The organism is Flavonifractor porci (assembly GCF_037572415.1).
In the GTDB taxonomy this organism is placed as follows: Bacteria; Bacillota; Clostridia; order Oscillospirales; family Oscillospiraceae; genus Flavonifractor; species Flavonifractor porci.
On record NZ_JBBHLB010000029.1, the window covers coordinates 1 to 16,500 of the forward strand.

Sequence of the window (16,500 nt, forward strand, 5' to 3'; positions counted from 1 at the left end):
GCGCACGCTTGCGGGCTGAGAAGTGTTTTTTCCAAGGCTCATGTCCTTGGAAAAAACAGATTCTGACTCTGTTTTGCCGCCTGCGGGCGGCAAAACTCTGCCGAGGGCTTTTCTTCGGTGCAAGAACTGATTTCTCTCTTGCATCAGTTCCGCCTTTTTCGACAGACTGAGAGAGGGGCGCCCCTGCCGGGGCGGCCCTCTCTTTCATTATTCCGGTATAAACTGAGTGGTGACGGGGAGGCCCTGCCACCGGGTCCCGTCGGCCCGGTGGTATTCCCGGGTGACCTGCCCGTCCGGACTGGTATAGTCGATAACAAATACGTCGCCCTCCTCCACCCAGGTGGGGTAGTTGTTATAGGGCAGCACGTTGTTTGCGGTGGGGCAGTCTTTGAAGTCCGGATAGGCGTCCTCCAAACGCCAGAAGGCCCGGGACTGCCAGCGGTCGCTCCAGGCGGAGATGTCCGCCGCTCCGAAATAGGAGGCCTCATAGGCCTTGCCCGCCACGGTGATGGTGTCTACCGACAGGGGCTCCTTGTCCAGGGCGATCCGGGAGAGATCTTCGGTATGGAGGGCATCCCCATAGATCTCCCACAGCTGTCCGGCCATGGAGGGAACGCCGCCGCTGCTGTGCTCCAGCCCGTCCGGGTCCGCATGGGCCGCGCCGTAGATCCCCATGACAGCTTCGCCGCCCAGGGCGTCAAAGGTCTGGACAAAATTATCGGTCATGGTGTTCTCCCGATAAGTGTCCGAGGCGCCGGTATAGTAGGTCTGGCCCTGCACGATGGCCTCCTGGGTTAGGTGGTAGTCCTCGCTGTCCGTCAGCCCCTGCTCCTCCAGGTAGTCCCGGTAGCGGGAGCCGGTGGTGGCGTATTGATGGCCCACGTCGGTGCCGTGGAAGACGGTCTCAGGACAGTCCCGCTTGATGGCCTGGTAAAACTCCCGCACCCAGGTGTCCTCCATCAGCGTACCTGTCCAGTCCTGGTAGAGCTGCTCCAGAATAGCGTCGTCCTCCGCCGCCATCCACAGATTGAGGTACTGGGCAGTATAGTAGGGCAGCTCCACAAACAGATGGCGCATCCCCTGGGCGTAGCATTCCTTCCAGCGCTCCAGCTCGTACTGCATGGTCTCCGTGCTGCCGTGGATCTCTCCGTACAGATAGATCTGGCCCGCTGGGGCGGGGGAGTCCTCCACCGGAGCGGGCTGGCCGCCGCAGCCGGTCAGCAACGCTAAAAGGAGCAGGACAGAGGCAAAACGGCATGATTTCATCCCAAAATCCTCCCTTATCCCGGCATTTCTGCCTCCAGTATAGCAGTGGACCGGTTGGACCGCAAGAAATAAAAAATTAAAATTACCCCTTGACAAGGGCCAGACAGGGCGGTATACTATGTCAAACTAAATTGATAAACCGATGAGAAAGAGGAGTAGTCCGGTATCAAGGCCTCACAGAGAGTCGCGGGTGGTGGGATCGCGGCAGGCGGCGTCCGGGTGAATGGACTTTTGAGGGCATAGCGAAAGGGTGACCGAGTAGCGCGACGGGGACTCCACCCGTTATCAGGGGAGCGTGTGCTGGCAGGCATACGAAAGTGAGCGGGCGCATGGTTTCCATGCGTCAATCCGGGTGGCACCGCAGAGGTTTTTATTACGCCTTTGTCCCAGAGAATCTTTGGGACGGGGGCGTTTTTTCATGCCTGCCTTGCAGAAAAAACTCATGCCCTCTCCCGCAAAACCAAACTTGAAGGAGTGCATGAACATGACCAAGATCCCTCACCGCCTGTACCTCACCGAAGACCAGATGCCTCAGCGTTGGTTTAACCTGCGCTCCGCCATGGCGGAGCAGCCCGATCCCATGCTTCACCCCGCCACCCTCCAGCCCCTGGGGGTGGACGATCTCTCCCCCATCTTCTGCACCGAATTGGCAAAGCAGGAGCTGGACGGCACCACTGAGTTTATTGATATCCCAGAGGAGATCCAGGAGGTCTACAAGATGTACCGGCCATCCCCCCTGATCCGGGCCTACAACCTGGAGAAGGCCCTGGGCACCCCGGCCAGAATCTACTACAAATTTGAGGGCAACAACACCTCCGGCTCCCACAAGCTCAACTCCGCCGTGGCTCAGGCCTACTACGCCAAGATGCAGGGCCTCACCGGCGTTACCACCGAGACGGGAGCCGGCCAGTGGGGCACCGCTCTCAGCGAGGCCTGTTCCTACTTCGGACTGACCTGCGACGTGTTTATGGTGAAGTGCTCCTACGAGCAGAAGCCCTTCCGCAAGGCGGTGATGGGGGTGTTTGACGCGGCCGTTACCCCGTCCCCCTCCAACCTCACCCAGGTGGGGCGCAAGATCCTGGAGGAAAATCCGGGCACCACCGGCAGCCTGGGCTGCGCCATCTCCGAGGCGGTGGAGGCCGCCCTTCAGAGCGGCGGTAAGAAGCGCTATGTGCTGGGCAGCGTGCTCAACCAGGTGCTCCTCCATCAGTCCATCATCGGTCTGGAGTCCAAGATCGCCATGGAGCAGCTGGGGGAGTACCCCGACGTGGTGGTGGGCTGCGCCGGCGGCGGCTCCAACCTGGGCGGACTGATCGCCCCCTTTATGGCCGACAAGCTGAAGGGTGTGAAGAACCCCCGCATCGTGGCGGTGGAGCCCGCCTCCTGCCCCTCCTTCACCCGGGGCAAGTATGCCTACGACTTCTGCGACACCGGCAGGGTGACCCCTCTGGCCCGGATGTACACCCTGGGCTGCGGCTTCATCCCCTCCGCCAACCACGCCGGCGGCCTGCGCTACCACGGCATGAGCCCCGTCCTCTCCAAGCTGTACCACGACGGACATATGGAGGCGGTGGCCTACGAGCAGACCCGCGTTTTTGAGGCGGCGGTACTCTTCGCCAGACAGGAGACCATTCTGCCCGCCCCTGAGTCCGCCCACGCCATTCGGGGAGCCATCGACGAGGCCCTCAGGTGCAAGGAGAGCGGCGAGGCCAAGACCATCCTTTTCGGCCTTACCGGCACCGGCTACTTTGATATGACCGCCTACGAGAACTACCTCACCGGGAAGATAACCGACTATATTCCCACCGACGAGGATCTGCAAAAGGGCTTTGACTCCCTGCCTGACATTCCTCAAAATAAAGGGATCTGACCGGACGGGCCAGCTGCAAGAAATTTGCAGCTGGCTCGTTTTTTGTTGGAAAATGTATGATATAGGGTGAGGTGTAAGGACAATTCTTACGAAATGGCTACATTTACCTATGAGTACTTGATTTTACCAACGAGAGGGGCTAAACTAAACCCAAGAGGCTTGCGCGGGACGCAGGCCGGGCATCAAAAAGCACAATATGGATAAGGAGTGTGAGACAAATGAAAAGGAAGATGCTGTCTGCTGTAATTGCGTTAGCAATGATCCTGTCGTTGCTGCCTGTAACAGCACTGGCGGCTGATGTGAATTCGGCTGAGGCGTTTCAAAATGCCCTGAATGCCGGAGGCGACGTCAAACTGACCGAGAATGTTTCCGGCGATTTTGTTGTGCCTGCGGGCAGTTCGGTGACGCTGGACTTGAACGGCAAGACCATCACCAATGACAGCGGCCATACGATCACTGTAAAATACGGTGGATCTCTGACGGTTACCGGTGCGGGTACGGTGGACAATGTGACCCACGCAAAAGCTGCTATTTGGAATGAAGGCACTGTGATTCTCGACGGCGGCAATTATACCCGCAGCAAGGAGAATGGTACAAGCGCAGAGGACGCCGGTGGTAATTCCTTCTATGTGCTTGTAAACCATGGCTCTATGACCGTAAACGACGGTGTCAGCGTCACACAAAACGGGCAGTTCTCCAGCCTGCTGGAAAACGGTTACTTTGATTATGGCAGCGGTGACACTGCCAGTGGATACATGGAGGGCATCAATGCCCAATATCCTCAGCTGACCATCAATGGCGGCACATTTACTGGAGGACTGAATACCATTAAAAATGATGACGGCGGAATGCTGACCATCAACAACGGAACCTTCAGCAATACCTCTCAGTCTGCTTTCCTGAACTGGAATGTGGCTGCCGTAAACGGCGGCACATTCAGTTCCCGTGGAAACTGCATTTTGAATGGCGGTGGAAAGCCTGAGATCAATCAGGGCAAACTGACCATTAACGGCGGCAGCTTTACCAGTGAAAAGGATGCCATTGCGGCGATGAATGGCAATACCGGCTATTTGGACGGTGTTATCGTCACCGGTGGCCGCTTTTCCAGTGATGTAACCACTTATGTGCCGGAGGGTTATCACATTGCTCAGCACGGCGATCAGTGGGTCGTGGGTACCCTGGACGATGTAGCGGTCGCTCAGATCGTGGGCGGCGAGAAGTATCAGACTCTGTCCGAAGCTATTGCTGCTGCAAAGGATGGAGATACGGTTAAGCTGCTGGACGATGCTGCGGTTAAGGAACAGATTATCGTCAACAACAAAAAGTTTACACTGGATACCAACGGCTACAGTGTTGTCTATACTGGTACTGCATCTAATAAAAACGCCATCGTAGACTTGAGAGGTACCTCGGATGTTGTCATTACGGGCAACGGAACCTTTACGATTGATGACGATTATCTGACTCATAATAGCATTGGGTATACGTTCCGACTTTATGATACTGCAAAGCTGACCATTGAAAATGGCACCTATTATGCGGGCCTGACCTGTGTTCAGGCGGGGGATAGTGCTGTCGCCTATATTCATGGGGGCAGCTTCCGCGCATCTGATGGTTGGAACGACACATATTGGCTGCTCAATTTGATTGACAATTCGGATGCACAGATCATCGTTTCCGGTGGTACCTTTGAAAATTTTGACCCTGCAAACAGCAAGACCGAAAATCCAGTTGCCAACTTCTGCGCCCAGGGATACGCTGCAGCAAAGTCCATGAAAGATGGCGTTGCTCTTTATACCGTAGTACCCGCTGCGGCGGAGGTGAACGGCAAGTATTATGCTACCCTGGCTGAGGCGGTGGAAGCCGTTGTAACGTCTGAAAGTAAGACCGGAACGGTCAAACTGCTGCGGGACGCCACCGGCGGCGGTATCGGCCTGTTTAATGGTAAGGGCGCTACCGATGTAAACCTGACCATTGACTTTGGCGGATTTACCTATACCTGCGCGGATCCCGCTGTTGGTTCTGTTGGTACAGAGTCTCAGGGGTTCCACCTGGAAAAGGGGAATACCGTTATGTTGAAGAACGGTACCATTCGCGCAGCAGAGGACAGTACCAAAACCATCATGCTGATCCAGAACTACTGCAATCTAACACTGGAGAATCTGGATCTGTACGGAAGCGATGCTACCCAGTACATCATTTCGTCCAACTACGGTGATATGGTGCTGAATCATGTCAGCATTGACGGTACATATAGTCAGTTGGTTGCCATTGACCTGATGCACTGGCTGGGCACCGTCTATGCCGATAAGGCCCCCACTATGGTGATTCACAACGATACCGGAGATGCCATCGTAGGTAAAATGGACGTCTATTGTTACGGAACTGGCGCGGATAGTTGTGTGGAGAAGCCCCGGCTTGATATCTATGGCGGTTACTTCACCAGCGATCCCGGCGCCTATGTGGCAGACGGATACGCTGCTCTGCCCAGCGATAACAGCGCCTATACATATATGGTGGGTGCTGCGGCTGAGACCGATGTGGAACCCGCTGTGGGTGCGCCTGATGTGACCATTGGCGATCAGATCAAGGCAGAGGATCGGGAGACTGTTAAGGCCGCCGCTGAGAGTGTCACCACCAGCGGTGAGCTGGCTGCCGCCGCAAACCAGGCCATTGGCCAGGTGACCGAGCAGCAGAAGGCTGATGCCGAGGCTGCACTGAGAAACAGCTCTGTGGAAACAGCGGGGAAAAACATCACCATCTACGCCCAGACCTATCTGGACATTACCCCCACTGCGTATGACAAGACCGAAGGCGTTCTGACGCTGGACATCATTCCCATGTATCGCGTGGTGGCCTCCACGGCTGATACCGCCGCTGGAATTGATCTGGAGGGTGCTGACAAAAACGCGGTAGTGCTGGAGGGCTCCGAAAAGGCACTGACCGGCATTCAGAACATGACCATCAGCATCACGCTGCCCACCGGTTTCCCCACTGCTAACCTGTACGTCAAGCACACCAAGGACGGTGCGTTTGTGGGCTACCACAAGACCACTGTTTCCGGCACTACGCTGACCTTTACCAACGACAAGGGTTTTTCCACCTTTGAGATCATGGCGGACAGCCGTACTGCCACTGTGAACTTCGGCAGCGAGATCGGCCAGATCACTTACACCCCCGCCAATGTGGGCGATACGCTGCCCACCGCTGCCGCTCCCGCCGGTCAGGAGTTCGGTGGCTGGACCTTTGCGGGTATCGAGGGAACCTACACCACCCTGACCAATGATCTGCTTACCAAGCTGGCAGAAAAGGGTGGAACGATTACTGCCACCGCCTACTTCTACACTCCTTCCACCGGCTCCACTACCTATGCCATCACCGTGGACAAGGCCGACAACGGCGCCGTCACCGCCAGCCGTACCCGCGCCTCCAGGGGCCTCACCATCACCCTGACCGTGAAGCCTGACGAGGGCTATAAGCTGGATGATCTCACCGTCACCGACAAGAACGGCAGCGAGGTCAAGCTCACCGACAAGGGCGACGGCAAGTACACCTTCACCATGCCCGCTTCTGCCGTTACTGTGGAGGCTTCCTTTACCAAGGATGACGGCTCTGTGAGTACCGGCCTGCCCTTCACCGACGTGAAGGCCGACGACTGGTTCTATGAGGCTGTAAAGTACGTCTACGACAACAAGCTGATGGACGGCACATCCTCCACCACCTTCGCCCCCCTCATGACCACCAACCGGGCCATGATCGTCACCATCCTGTGGCGTCAGGCCGGCAGCCCTGTGGCCAACTACGCCATGAACTTCGGCGATGTGGAGAGCGGCGTGTGGTACACCGAGGCCGTCCGCTGGGCGGCTGCCGAGGGCATCGTCAAGGGTTACAGCGACACCGTGTTCGCCCCCAACGACACCGTGACCCGGGAGCAGCTGGCCACCATCCTGTACCGCTATGCCGAGTACAAGAAGTGCAATGTGACCGCCAAGGGCGACCTGACCACCTTCTCCGACGGCGGCACCGTGTCCTCCTGGGCGGCCGACGGCATGACCTGGGCGGTGGGCGCTGAGCTCATCACCGGTAAGGACGGCGGCAAGTTGGATCCCACCGGCACCGCCACCCGCGCTGAGGTCGCCACCATCCTCATGCGCTTCTGCGAGAACGTGACAAAGTAAGAAGCAATACCATCTGGACTGCCGCGGGAGATCCTCCCGCGGCAGTCTTTTTGTGCGCGGCCCGGGAACAGGGAAGAACGAAGGAGCATTTGCCCCACGATAAGGGGAAAGATTGTTCCGATTCCTATGGAAATACCTTGTATTCTCCGAAACTATCCGGTATAATAATAGAACAAACGCCGCTGCGCGGCATCAATGGAAAGGTGAGGGATCATCCCATGGAAATTAAAAATTTCGACGATATCATCAAGCGTGTTCCCAAGCTGAATGCCCCCCTGCGTGTGGTCCTGGCCGGCTCTGACGGCGAAAATATGCTCCGCGGCCTGTTCCAGGCTCAGCAGGAGGGCTTTGTGCAGCCCGTACTGGTGGGCGACCGGGCTCGTACCATGGTGCAGCTGGAGAAGCTGGGCCTGGACAAGGAGCCTTACACCATGGTGGACACCGCGCCCGGCCACAATGTGACCCAGGCCGCTATCGATGTGATCCACTGCGGAGACGGCGACATCCTCATGCGGGGCAATATGCCCACCCGTGACTTCCTGATGCCCGTGCTGGACAAGAAAAACGGCTTGCGGACCGAGCGGCTTATGAGCCATGTGTCCCTGGCCTCCATCCCCGAGTATCCCAAGCTGCTGGCTCTGTCCGATATGACCATCATTGTCAATCCCAACCCCACCCAGAAGAAGGCCATCATCAAGAACACCGCCGACGCGCTCAAGGCCTTCGGCTATGAGAATCCCAAGCTGGCCCTGATGGCTCTGGTGGAGAACGTCAACTTCCATATGCCCGACACCATCGAGGCCCAGCGCCTGGTGAGTGAGCAGAAGCAGCACCCCTTTGCCGACTGCGAGCTGTGGGGTCCCATCTCCTACGACCTCATCATCTCCAAGGAGGCCTGCCGGCTGAAGAACTACGAGTGCCCCTGGTCCGGCGGCGGCTTCGACGGCATCATCGCTCAGGACCTGATCGCTGGCAATATCCTGGTGAAGAGCTGGCTCATCCACGCTCACGCCACCACCTGCGGCGCTGTGGTGGGCGCCAAGGTGCCCATTGCCCTGACCTCCCGCTCTGCCAATGCAGAGGAGAGTTTCCTGTCCCTGGTGTTCTGTGCCGTTCTGAACGAGTGGCGCAAGACCCAGCAGGGCAAGTAATTTCCTTACATACGGGACAAAGGCCGGCGCGTCAGCGCCGGCCTTTTTGCGTGACTGGGGGGAGGTGTGATGGGCTGTTCCGCCTTGGTGTCGAATAGCTGAGCTTCCCCCCTCAGGGGGGAAGCTGGCAGCCGCAGGCTGACTGATGAGGGGGACTGGTTTTGTCTCCCGCCCCCTCATCCGGCCCTACGGGCCGGCCTTCCCCCCTGAGGGGGGGAAGGCCGGCTTGTCAAAAGCCTTATGACAGACACAATGGGCGGGCGGCCATAAAGGCCGCCCCTACAAGGTAAACACAAAAACAGCGGCCGCCCCTTTGGGCGGCCGCTGTTTGTCTTATTTCAGATGGGAGAAGTCGTGCTTCTTGGCACGGGCGTGATAGTGGGTGTGGAGCAGCTCGTGAGAGCGGTGGGACAGAGGCGCGCCAAAGAACTCCTCATAGATGGTCTTGATCTCCGGGTTCTCGTGGCTCTTGCGCAGAGGCAGGGAACGGTCGATCTCGTACAGGGCCTTGATGCGGGCGTCCCGGACGGCGTTGTTGGTGCCGATGGGCTGACCGCCGCCGCCGATGCAGCCGCCGGGGCAGGCCATGATCTCGATGAAGATGTAGTCGGCCTCGCCGCTCTCCACACGGCGGATGATCTCCTCGGCGTTCTTCAGGCCGTTGGCGATGGCCACCTTCAGCGGGGTGCCGTTGAGATCAATGGTGGCCTCCTTGATGGCGTTGACGTCGTTGCGGACAGACTCAAACTCCAGACGGGGCAGGGTCTGACCGGTGTAAACCTCGTAGGCGGTACGCAGAGCGGCCTCCATCACGCCGCCGGTGGCGCCGAAGATGGCGCCGGCGCCGGAGCCAATGCCCAGGGGGGAGTCGAACTCACTGTCGGGCAGTACGGACAGATCCAGGCCCTCATAGCGGATCAGCTTGGCCAGCTCCCGGGTGGTGAGGACATAGTCCACGTCCTTGTAGCCGTCCCGGCCCAGCTCAGGACGGGAGGCCTCGTACTTCTTGGCGGTACAGGGCATGACGGACACGGACACGATGTCGTGGGGATCCCAGCCCATCTTCTGGGCATAATAGGTCTTGACCACAGCGCCAAACATACCCTGGGGGCTCTTGGCGGTGGACAGGTTGTCGCACAGCTCGGGGTGGTGCTTCTCCATGTAGGTGACCCAGCCGGGAGAACAGGAGGTGATCATGGGTAGTTTGCCGCCGTTCTTGATACGATTGAGCAGCTCGCTGCCTTCCTCCATGATGGTCAGGTCGGCAGAGAAGTTGGTGTCGAACACCTTGTCAAAGCCCATCATCTTCAGGGCGGTGACCATCTTGCCGGTGACAATGGCGCCCGGCTCCAGGCCAAACTCGTCGCCCAGGCCCACGCGGACGGAGGGAGCCACCTGGACCACAACGTGCTTGCGGGGGTCCTGAATGGCGCGGACCACGTCGTTGGTGTTGTCCACCTCCACGATGGCGCCCACGGGGCACACCAGGGAGCACTGGCCGCACAGGACGCAGTCGGTCTGGTCCATGGGCAGGTCAAAGGCGGTGGTGATCTTGAAGTCGCCGGAGCGGTTGGCGGCGGTGAGGGCGGCGCAGCCCTGGACCTCGGCGCACACCTTCACGCAGCGGCCGCACTTGACGCACTTGGAGGGGTCCCGCACGATGGAGGGATTGTCGACACGCAGAGGCTCGTTGGAGGAGATATCGGGCAGCTCGGGCAGCAGGCGGTTGAACCGGCGGCACAGCTTCTGCAGCTCACAGTTGCCGTTGCGGGCGCAGGACAGGCAGTTCTGCTTGTGGTCGGCCAGGATCAGGTCCAGCACGCCAACCTGAGCGTCGTACACCTTCTTGGTGTCGGTAAAGACCTCCATGCCCTCCCACACCACGGTGGAGCAGGCGGCCAGCAGCTTGCGCTGGCCGGTGACCTCTACCATGCACATCCGGCAGTGGGCCTTGATGGTCTGGTCGGGGTGATAGCACAGATGGGGGATGTCGATGTTCAGCATCTTGGCCGCCTCGATGATGCGGGTGCCGGCGGGCACCTCCAGCGGCAGGTGATTGATGGTAAGATGTACCGTATTGCTCATCGGACCGCGACCTCCTCTTTGACGGCAAAGACTTCAGGGAAGCGCTTCATGGCGGACAGCAGGGCGGATTGAGCCGTCTCGCCCAGGCCGCACAGGGAAGCGCAGGACATGATGTCGGCAAACTTCTTCAGGGTGTCCACATCCTTCTGGGTGTGCTCGCCGGCGGCGATCTTATCCAGCAGCATGGTAATGTGGCGGTTGCCCTCCCGGCAGGGGGTGCACTGGCCGCAGCTCTCGTGGGAGAAGAACTCCTGAGTCATCCGCAGGAAACCGATGACGCTGGTGCGCTCATCCACCACCAGTACCGCGCCGGAGCCGATGGCGGTCAGGTCGGCCTGCCGCATTCCCTTGTAGGTGTAGGGGGTGTCCAGCTGAGAGGGGGCGCAGATCCGGCCGGAAGCGCCGCCCAGCTGCACCAGGCGCAGGGGATACTCGGGGTTCTCCATGCCGCCGGCCAGGTCGTAGACGATCTCCCGGATGGTGATGCCGAAGGGGACCTCAAACACGCCGGGGTTCTTCACGTTGCCGGAGACTGAGATCATCTTGGTGCCGGGGCAGTCCTCGGTGCCCTGGCTCTTGTAGTAGCCCTCGTCGTCCAGCAGCAGGGGAGCCACCAGAGACAGGGACTCCACGTTGTTGACACAGGTGGGCAGGTGGAACACGCCGCACTGCTTGATAAAGGGGGGCTTCATACGGGGGCGGCCCGCCTTGCCTTCCACCGACTCGGCCAGAGCGGAGCCCTCGCCGCAGACGTAGGCGCCGGCGCCGGAGTAGAGGTGGATGCGGTAGTTCAGACCGGAGCCCAGGATGTTGTCGCCCAGGTAGCCGGCCTCCTCGCACTGGGCGATGGCGGACAGCAGGCGGGGACGCAGGTGGGAGTACTCCTCACGCATATAGATGTAGCCGTTGTCGGCTCCCACGGACCAGCCGGCGATGATCATGCCCTCCAGCAGCTGGAAGGGATCGTTGGTGAGCAGCTCCCGGTCCTTAAAGGTGCCGGGCTCGCCCTCGTCGGCGTTGCACACCACGCACTTGTGCTCGCCCTTGACCTCACGGGCCTGACGCCACTTCTTGCCCATGTCGTAGGCGGCGCCGCCGCGGCCCTGGACGCCATTGGCGGCCAGCACGTCGGCGATCTCGTTGCCGTCCATCTTCAGGGCCTTCCGCAGGGCGGTGAAGCCGCCGATGGACTCGTAGCTCTTCAGGCTGTCCGGATCATATTTGCCGAAGTTACGGGTGATAAAACAGACTTTCTTGCTCATACCAACACCCCCTTAATTGAGCTGCTGGAGCATATCCAGGATACGCTCCTCGCTGTCCAGATGGCCGTACACCACGCCGTTGACCCGCACGGCGGGGGACACGTCGCAGGCCCCAAAGCAGGGCACCTTCTCGATGGAGAAACGGCCGTCGTAGGTGACCTCGCCCACCTCCAGGTTCAAAAGGCGCTTGAGGGTCTCCACCAGGGCGTCGCTGTCCTTCACCCGGCAGGGAGCGGAGTTGCACACCTCCAGAGTGAACTTGGCCCGGGGCTGGGAATGGAGCGCGGTATAGAAGGAGATCACATCGTAGACCTGAGTGGGCTTGACGCCCAGCTTCTCGGCCACATAGTAGGCGGCGGACTCAGGGATGTAGTGCCGCTCCACGGCGGCCTCCACATCCAGCAGGATACCCACCAGCTGGGTGGCGTCCCCATTATGGGCGGAGATGATGCCGTCGATCTTGTCCGCCAGCTCCTTATCCAGGACGTCGGCGGCTTGGGTAAAAGGCTTCATAGGGGCTCCTCCTCTTTGTTAGATTTGCTCCATCGGGGCGGCAGGACACTTACCAAAAGGTGACTAGTTCACCTGTTGAACCGTGGAGTTTTTACAAGTATATCAATTATTTTGGAAAAATGCAACAGTTCATTTTAAATTTGTATATCAAATAAAAAATTGGGCACACTAAAAAAAGTTTAGTTTGTCTAAATTGACCAAAGCGCCGGGCTAAAGGGCCTCGGCGGGAAGGGAGCGGATCCTATGAGCGAGAAAGGGGAGACCCATCCCCATCCGCTGCGGGAACCCAGGTATCCGGGGGCCATCACCCTGGCACGGTTGGAGGAGATCTTCCGGGACTGTGTGGATTTCGTCCACCGAACGGTGTGGGTAGGGGAGGACCCCAGGCACAGTCTGACCCTGTGTTACCTCAGCGGCATGGTGCGGATGGAGCGGGTCAGCGACTATCTCCTGCGGCCCATGGCCCAGGACCCGGAGCTGGCCCGGTGCGCCGGAACCACGCCCATGATGGAGCGGATGCGCCAGGGGGCTTTGTATAACCTGACGGTGGAGGAGCGGCACCGGCTGGACCAGGTGGTCTTTGACCTGGTGGCCGGTTGGTGCGTGTTTCTGTTTCCCGGGGAAAGCACGGTGCTGTCCTGCTTTGTGGGTACCGAGGAGAAGCGCTCGGTGTCCGCCCCCGACAACGAGACGGTGCTCAAGGGGGCCAAGGACGCCTTTGTGGAGAGCGTGCGCACCAATACCAGCATTGTCCGCCGCCATTTGAAGGCCCCGGAGCTGAGGATTCAGGAGCAGATCGTGGGCCGCCAGTCGGCCACGCTGGTGGATATCCTATATATAGAGGGGATCACCAATCCCCATCTGGTGGAGCAGGTGACGGCCCAGCTGCGGGACATCGATATTGACGGGGTGTTTTCCACCGGAGCCATTGAGGAGTATATCGTGCCCGCCGCCCACACCCCCTTTCCGCTGATCCAGTACACCGAGCGGTCCGACCGGTTCTGCGCCGGGCTGGCCCAGGGACGGGTGGGCATCCTCATCGACGGCATCCCACTGGGTTATCTGGCCCCGGCAGCGCTGGGCAACTTCCTGCAGGCCCCTCAGGACAAGTCCTCCAACTGGATGCTGGCCACTGCCCTGACGGTGCTGCGCTACTTCTGTATGCTCACCACCCTGCTGCTGCCCGCCCTCTATATCGCCATGGTCACCTTCCATCAGGAGATGATCCCCACCCGGCTGGCCCTGTCCATCATCGCCGCCAAGCAGAACGTGCCCTTCCGCTCCGCCTTTGAGGTCATCGTCCTGCTCATCGCCTTTGAGATCCTGCAGGAGGCGGGCCTGCGGCTGCCCCAATCCATCGGCCAGACGGTTTCTATTATCGGTGGTCTGGTGGTGGGCTCGGCGGCGGTGGAGGCCAAGATCGTCTCCCCGGCGGTGCTGATTGTGGTGGCGGTGGCGGGTATTGCCGGGTACACCATGCCCTCTCAGGAGCTGGGGGGCGCTCTGCGGATCTGGCGGTTCGTGCTGGTGCTGCTGTCCAGCGCGGCGGGGCTGTTCGGTATGGTGATGGGGGCGGCGGTACTCATCGTCCATCTGGCGGGTATCGAGAGCTTTGGTGTGCCATATCTCACCCCCTTTGCGGTGGGTACCGGGCGCAGGCCTCGGGAACACGTGCTGCTGCGGCGGCCCATGCCCCAGATCAAGGACCGGCCCGCCGCCCTCAAGCCCAGGAACAGGAGGAAGCAGCGGTGAAAAAATCAGTTCTGTTGGTGCTGCTCCTCATGCTCCTGCTCACCGGCTGCCGCCGGTACTCCGGTTTTCTGCCCTACGCCCGGGAGATCGAGGACATGGAGCTGATCCGCACCCTGGGAGTGGATACGGCGGGGGATGCGGGGGTGGCTATCACCGCTTCCGGCGGCACCTCCCAGGAGGAGACTGAGGTGGTGGCCGGGGAAGCGGGTACCATCAGCGCCGCCGTGCTGGAACTCCAGGGGGAGGGGTCCTCCTACCTCTATTTCGGCCACGTCACCCAGCTGCTGCTGGGGGAGGGCCTGGCCCAACGAGGGGTCGTGCCCTCTTTGGACTATGTGCTGCGGGATGTGGAGATGCGCCTGGAGACTGCCCTCTATGTGGTGCGCAATGGCACGGCGGGTCAGGCCATTGAGGCCGCAGCCGCCGACGGCTCTGCCACCGACCGGCTGGAGGCACTGGCTGCCGACGCGGCTCTCACCGCCAATTCCATGCCCCGGACGGTGAAGGATGTGCTGGCCGAGCTGGACCGGCAGGGGGCCTCCTTTCTGCCCGCGGTGTTGGCTGACGATGGACTTACCGCCGCCGGCTACGGCATCCTGAAGGACGGGGTGCTGGCGGGCTGGGCGGAGGAGGACGCCGCCCTGGGGGTCAATCTGATCTTCGGCAAGGTGGACGCCGACGTGGTGGAGGTGCAGGCCCCCGACGGTACCGCCGCCGCCCTGCGGGTGGTGGGGGCCGCCGCCTCGGTGCGGCCCATCTGGCAGAGGGACACGCTGGCCGGGTTAAAGGTCCACTGTAAGGTGGACGCCAACCTGGCGGAGGGGAGTGCCATGCCCGACCAGGCCATGCTGGACGCCCTGGAGGTAGAGCTGGCCCGGGTGGAGGCGGAGCGGATGGCCCGGGCACTGGAGCTGTCCCGGGCACTGGATGCCGACTATCTTGGTCTGCGCCAATCCGCCGCCTTTGCGGTGCCCTGGCACAAGGAAGTGCTGCTGGGCAGCGATTCCATGAAAGACCTGAAGCTGGAGGCCACCGCCGAAGCGGTGATCCAGCGCAGCTACCACGCCGACGGGTAATGACGATTCACTATTATATGCAGGAGGTGACACCATGCCGGACGACCGCATTTCTCTGCGGCAGCTGCTGACCCTGACCTTTGCCGCCCTGCTGTCCCCCGCCATCCAGCTGCTGCCCGGCAGTACCGCCCGGCGGGCGGGAGAGGCGGGGTGGCTGGCCACGCTGGCCGCTCTGCCGGTACTGCTGGGGTTGTGCTGGCTGCTTTGGCGGCTGTTCAGGGGCGGCCCGGACAGGGGCGGTCTGCCCAATACCGCCCAACAGCTGCTGGGCCCCACCCTGGGACGGGTGTTCTGCCTGCTCTATTTTCTGTGGGGCCTGTATCTGCTGGCGGCCAACGCCCGGCAGGTGGCCCTGCGCTTTCTTACCATCAGCTACCGCAACGCCCCTATGGTGCTCTTTCTGCTGGCCCTGCTGGGCGTGACCTTCTGGCTGGTCCGCAAGCCGGTGCGGGCTTTGGCCCGAGCGGGGGAGGTGTTCTTCCTCACCCTGGCCGCCGGGCTGGCTCTGTCCCTGCTGCTGGGAGCCTTTCAGGTGGATACCGCCAATCTGCTGCCCGTGTGGGTGGAGGATCTGCCTGCTGTAGGCTCCGCCACCCTGCCGGTGCTGGGCCTGCTGGGCTATGTGGTCTTTGCCGCCTGCCTGGGAGGTCACGTGGTGCCCGAGGAGGGCAGCCGGAGAAAGATCCTGCGCTGGGCGGTGGGCCTGTGCCTCACCTTAACTGCTTTGCAGGTGGTGTGTCTGGGCAACTTCGGCCCCGGTCTGGCTCAGCGGATGGACACCCCCTTCTTTATGATGGTAAAAGGGATTGGCTTTGAGGGTACCTTCCAGCGGATGGAGTCGGTGATCATCGCCCTGTGGGTACTGGCCGATCTGGCACTGTTGTCCCTGTTGGCCTGCGCCTGTTCGGAACTGGCCCAAAAGGGGTTTGCTATCAGGAAAAGAAGCAGCGCTGTACTGCCCATTATTCTGGCGGCTGCGGCAGGGGCTATCTGGCTCTTTCCCGACGCGTTCGCCCTGGATCGGGCTTTGGAAGGGCCGGTGCTGTGGGGTGGTATCCTCTTTGGATTGGGCGGCCCGCTGCTGCTCTTTGTGATCTCTCTGTTCCGCAGAGAAGAATAGGGCACCATCTTGTGGATAAGCCTTTGGTTTTCCACTATATATAGGAGGCGCTTGGGATGGATAAAAAAGTCGAAAGAAAAGTGAAAAAAGGTGTTGACAAAAGGGGGCGTGAGTGGTATTCTATCTGAGCGCCTTGCGAGAGGGCATGAAAATCTGACCAGAACCGGAAGAAACCGAGGGGAACCCGGACGGCCTTCTGAAAAAAGATCAGAAAAAAGTGCTTGACA

The 16,500-nt window shown here is 60.3% G+C and carries 10 protein-coding genes; 6 read left to right on the forward strand and 4 right to left on the reverse strand.

Annotated elements, in window-relative coordinates:
- Nucleotides 1-207: 207 nt before the first annotated feature.
- Entirely contained in the window at nucleotides 208-1,266 is a 1,059-nt protein-coding gene (locus tag WHJ28_RS16155; protein WP_340043054.1) for a hypothetical protein, read from the reverse strand.
- Between the two features lie 484 nt (nucleotides 1,267-1,750).
- Between WHJ28_RS16155 and WHJ28_RS16160 the strand changes: the two genes are divergently transcribed.
- The 3 genes from WHJ28_RS16160 to WHJ28_RS16170 all read left to right on the forward strand — a co-directional run bounded on the left by WHJ28_RS16160 (nucleotide 1,751) and on the right by WHJ28_RS16170 (nucleotide 8,465).
- Nucleotides 1,751-3,136 (forward strand): TrpB-like pyridoxal phosphate-dependent enzyme, encoded by a 1,386-nt coding sequence (locus WHJ28_RS16160; protein ID WP_340043055.1) that lies wholly within the window; start codon nucleotides 1,751-1,753, stop codon nucleotides 3,134-3,136.
- Nucleotides 3,137-3,354: 218 nt separating this feature from the next.
- Nucleotides 3,355-7,314, forward strand: coding sequence for an S-layer homology domain-containing protein (locus tag WHJ28_RS16165; protein ID WP_340043056.1), 3,960 nt, complete (start codon nucleotides 3,355-3,357; stop codon nucleotides 7,312-7,314).
- Between the two features lie 218 nt (nucleotides 7,315-7,532).
- Nucleotides 7,533-8,465: a phosphate acyltransferase gene (locus tag WHJ28_RS16170; RefSeq protein WP_340043057.1), complete on the forward strand. Its 933-nt coding sequence runs from the start codon at nucleotides 7,533-7,535 to the stop codon at nucleotides 8,463-8,465.
- 333 nt (nucleotides 8,466-8,798) lie between these two features.
- Here WHJ28_RS16170 and WHJ28_RS16175 read toward each other — a convergent pair whose 3' ends face one another.
- From WHJ28_RS16175 to WHJ28_RS16185, 3 genes are read right to left on the reverse strand one after another with little or no spacing between them, the layout of a single operon-like run.
- Nucleotides 8,799-10,550: an NADH-dependent [FeFe] hydrogenase, group A6 gene (locus WHJ28_RS16175; RefSeq protein ID WP_340043058.1), complete on the reverse strand. Its 1,752-nt coding sequence runs from the start codon at nucleotides 10,548-10,550 to the stop codon at nucleotides 8,799-8,801.
- Entirely contained in the window at nucleotides 10,547-11,812 is a 1,266-nt protein-coding gene (locus tag WHJ28_RS16180) for a complex I 51 kDa subunit family protein (RefSeq protein WP_340043059.1), read from the reverse strand. The genes WHJ28_RS16175 and WHJ28_RS16180 overlap by 4 nt, the downstream gene beginning before the upstream one ends.
- A 12-nt stretch (nucleotides 11,813-11,824) precedes the next feature.
- Nucleotides 11,825-12,325, reverse strand: a complete 501-nt coding sequence (locus tag WHJ28_RS16185; protein WP_340043060.1) for an NADH-quinone oxidoreductase subunit NuoE family protein — start codon at nucleotides 12,323-12,325, stop codon at nucleotides 11,825-11,827.
- A gap of 243 nt (nucleotides 12,326-12,568) precedes the next feature.
- On the opposite strand from WHJ28_RS16185, the gene WHJ28_RS16190 reads away from it, so the two are divergent.
- From WHJ28_RS16190 to WHJ28_RS16200, 3 genes are read left to right on the forward strand one after another with little or no spacing between them, the layout of a single operon-like run.
- Complete coding sequence (locus tag WHJ28_RS16190; RefSeq protein ID WP_340043061.1) at nucleotides 12,569-14,077, forward strand: spore germination protein; 1,509 nt, start codon at nucleotides 12,569-12,571, stop codon at nucleotides 14,075-14,077.
- Nucleotides 14,074-15,153 (forward strand): Ger(x)C family spore germination protein, encoded by a 1,080-nt coding sequence (locus WHJ28_RS16195; protein ID WP_340043062.1) that lies wholly within the window; start codon nucleotides 14,074-14,076, stop codon nucleotides 15,151-15,153. Before WHJ28_RS16190 ends, WHJ28_RS16195 begins: the two co-directional genes overlap by 4 nt.
- 34 nt (nucleotides 15,154-15,187) lie before the next feature.
- Nucleotides 15,188-16,273, forward strand: a complete 1,086-nt coding sequence (locus tag WHJ28_RS16200; RefSeq protein ID WP_340043063.1) for a GerAB/ArcD/ProY family transporter — start codon at nucleotides 15,188-15,190, stop codon at nucleotides 16,271-16,273.
- Nucleotides 16,274-16,500: the final 227 nt, after the last annotated feature.

Bases quoted from the DNA above. Each gene is read 5' to 3' on its own strand.
- WHJ28_RS16155 (WP_340043054.1), bottom strand. From the start codon at position 1,266: ATGAAATCATGCCGTTTTGCCTCTGTCCTGCTCCTTTTAGCGTTGCTG.
- WHJ28_RS16165 (WP_340043056.1), top strand. From the start codon at position 3,355: ATGAAAAGGAAGATGCTGTCTGCTGTAATTGCGTTAGCAATGATCCTG.
- WHJ28_RS16170 (WP_340043057.1), top strand. From the start codon at position 7,533: ATGGAAATTAAAAATTTCGACGATATCATCAAGCGTGTTCCCAAGCTG.
- WHJ28_RS16190 (WP_340043061.1), top strand. From the start codon at position 12,569: ATGAGCGAGAAAGGGGAGACCCATCCCCATCCGCTGCGGGAACCCAGG.
- WHJ28_RS16180 (WP_340043059.1), bottom strand. From the start codon at position 11,812: ATGAGCAAGAAAGTCTGTTTTATCACCCGTAACTTCGGCAAATATGAT.
- WHJ28_RS16160 (WP_340043055.1), top strand. From the start codon at position 1,751: ATGACCAAGATCCCTCACCGCCTGTACCTCACCGAAGACCAGATGCCT.
- WHJ28_RS16185 (WP_340043060.1), bottom strand. From the start codon at position 12,325: ATGAAGCCTTTTACCCAAGCCGCCGACGTCCTGGATAAGGAGCTGGCG.
- WHJ28_RS16200 (WP_340043063.1), top strand. From the start codon at position 15,188: ATGCCGGACGACCGCATTTCTCTGCGGCAGCTGCTGACCCTGACCTTT.
- WHJ28_RS16175 (WP_340043058.1), bottom strand. From the start codon at position 10,550: ATGAGCAATACGGTACATCTTACCATCAATCACCTGCCGCTGGAGGTG.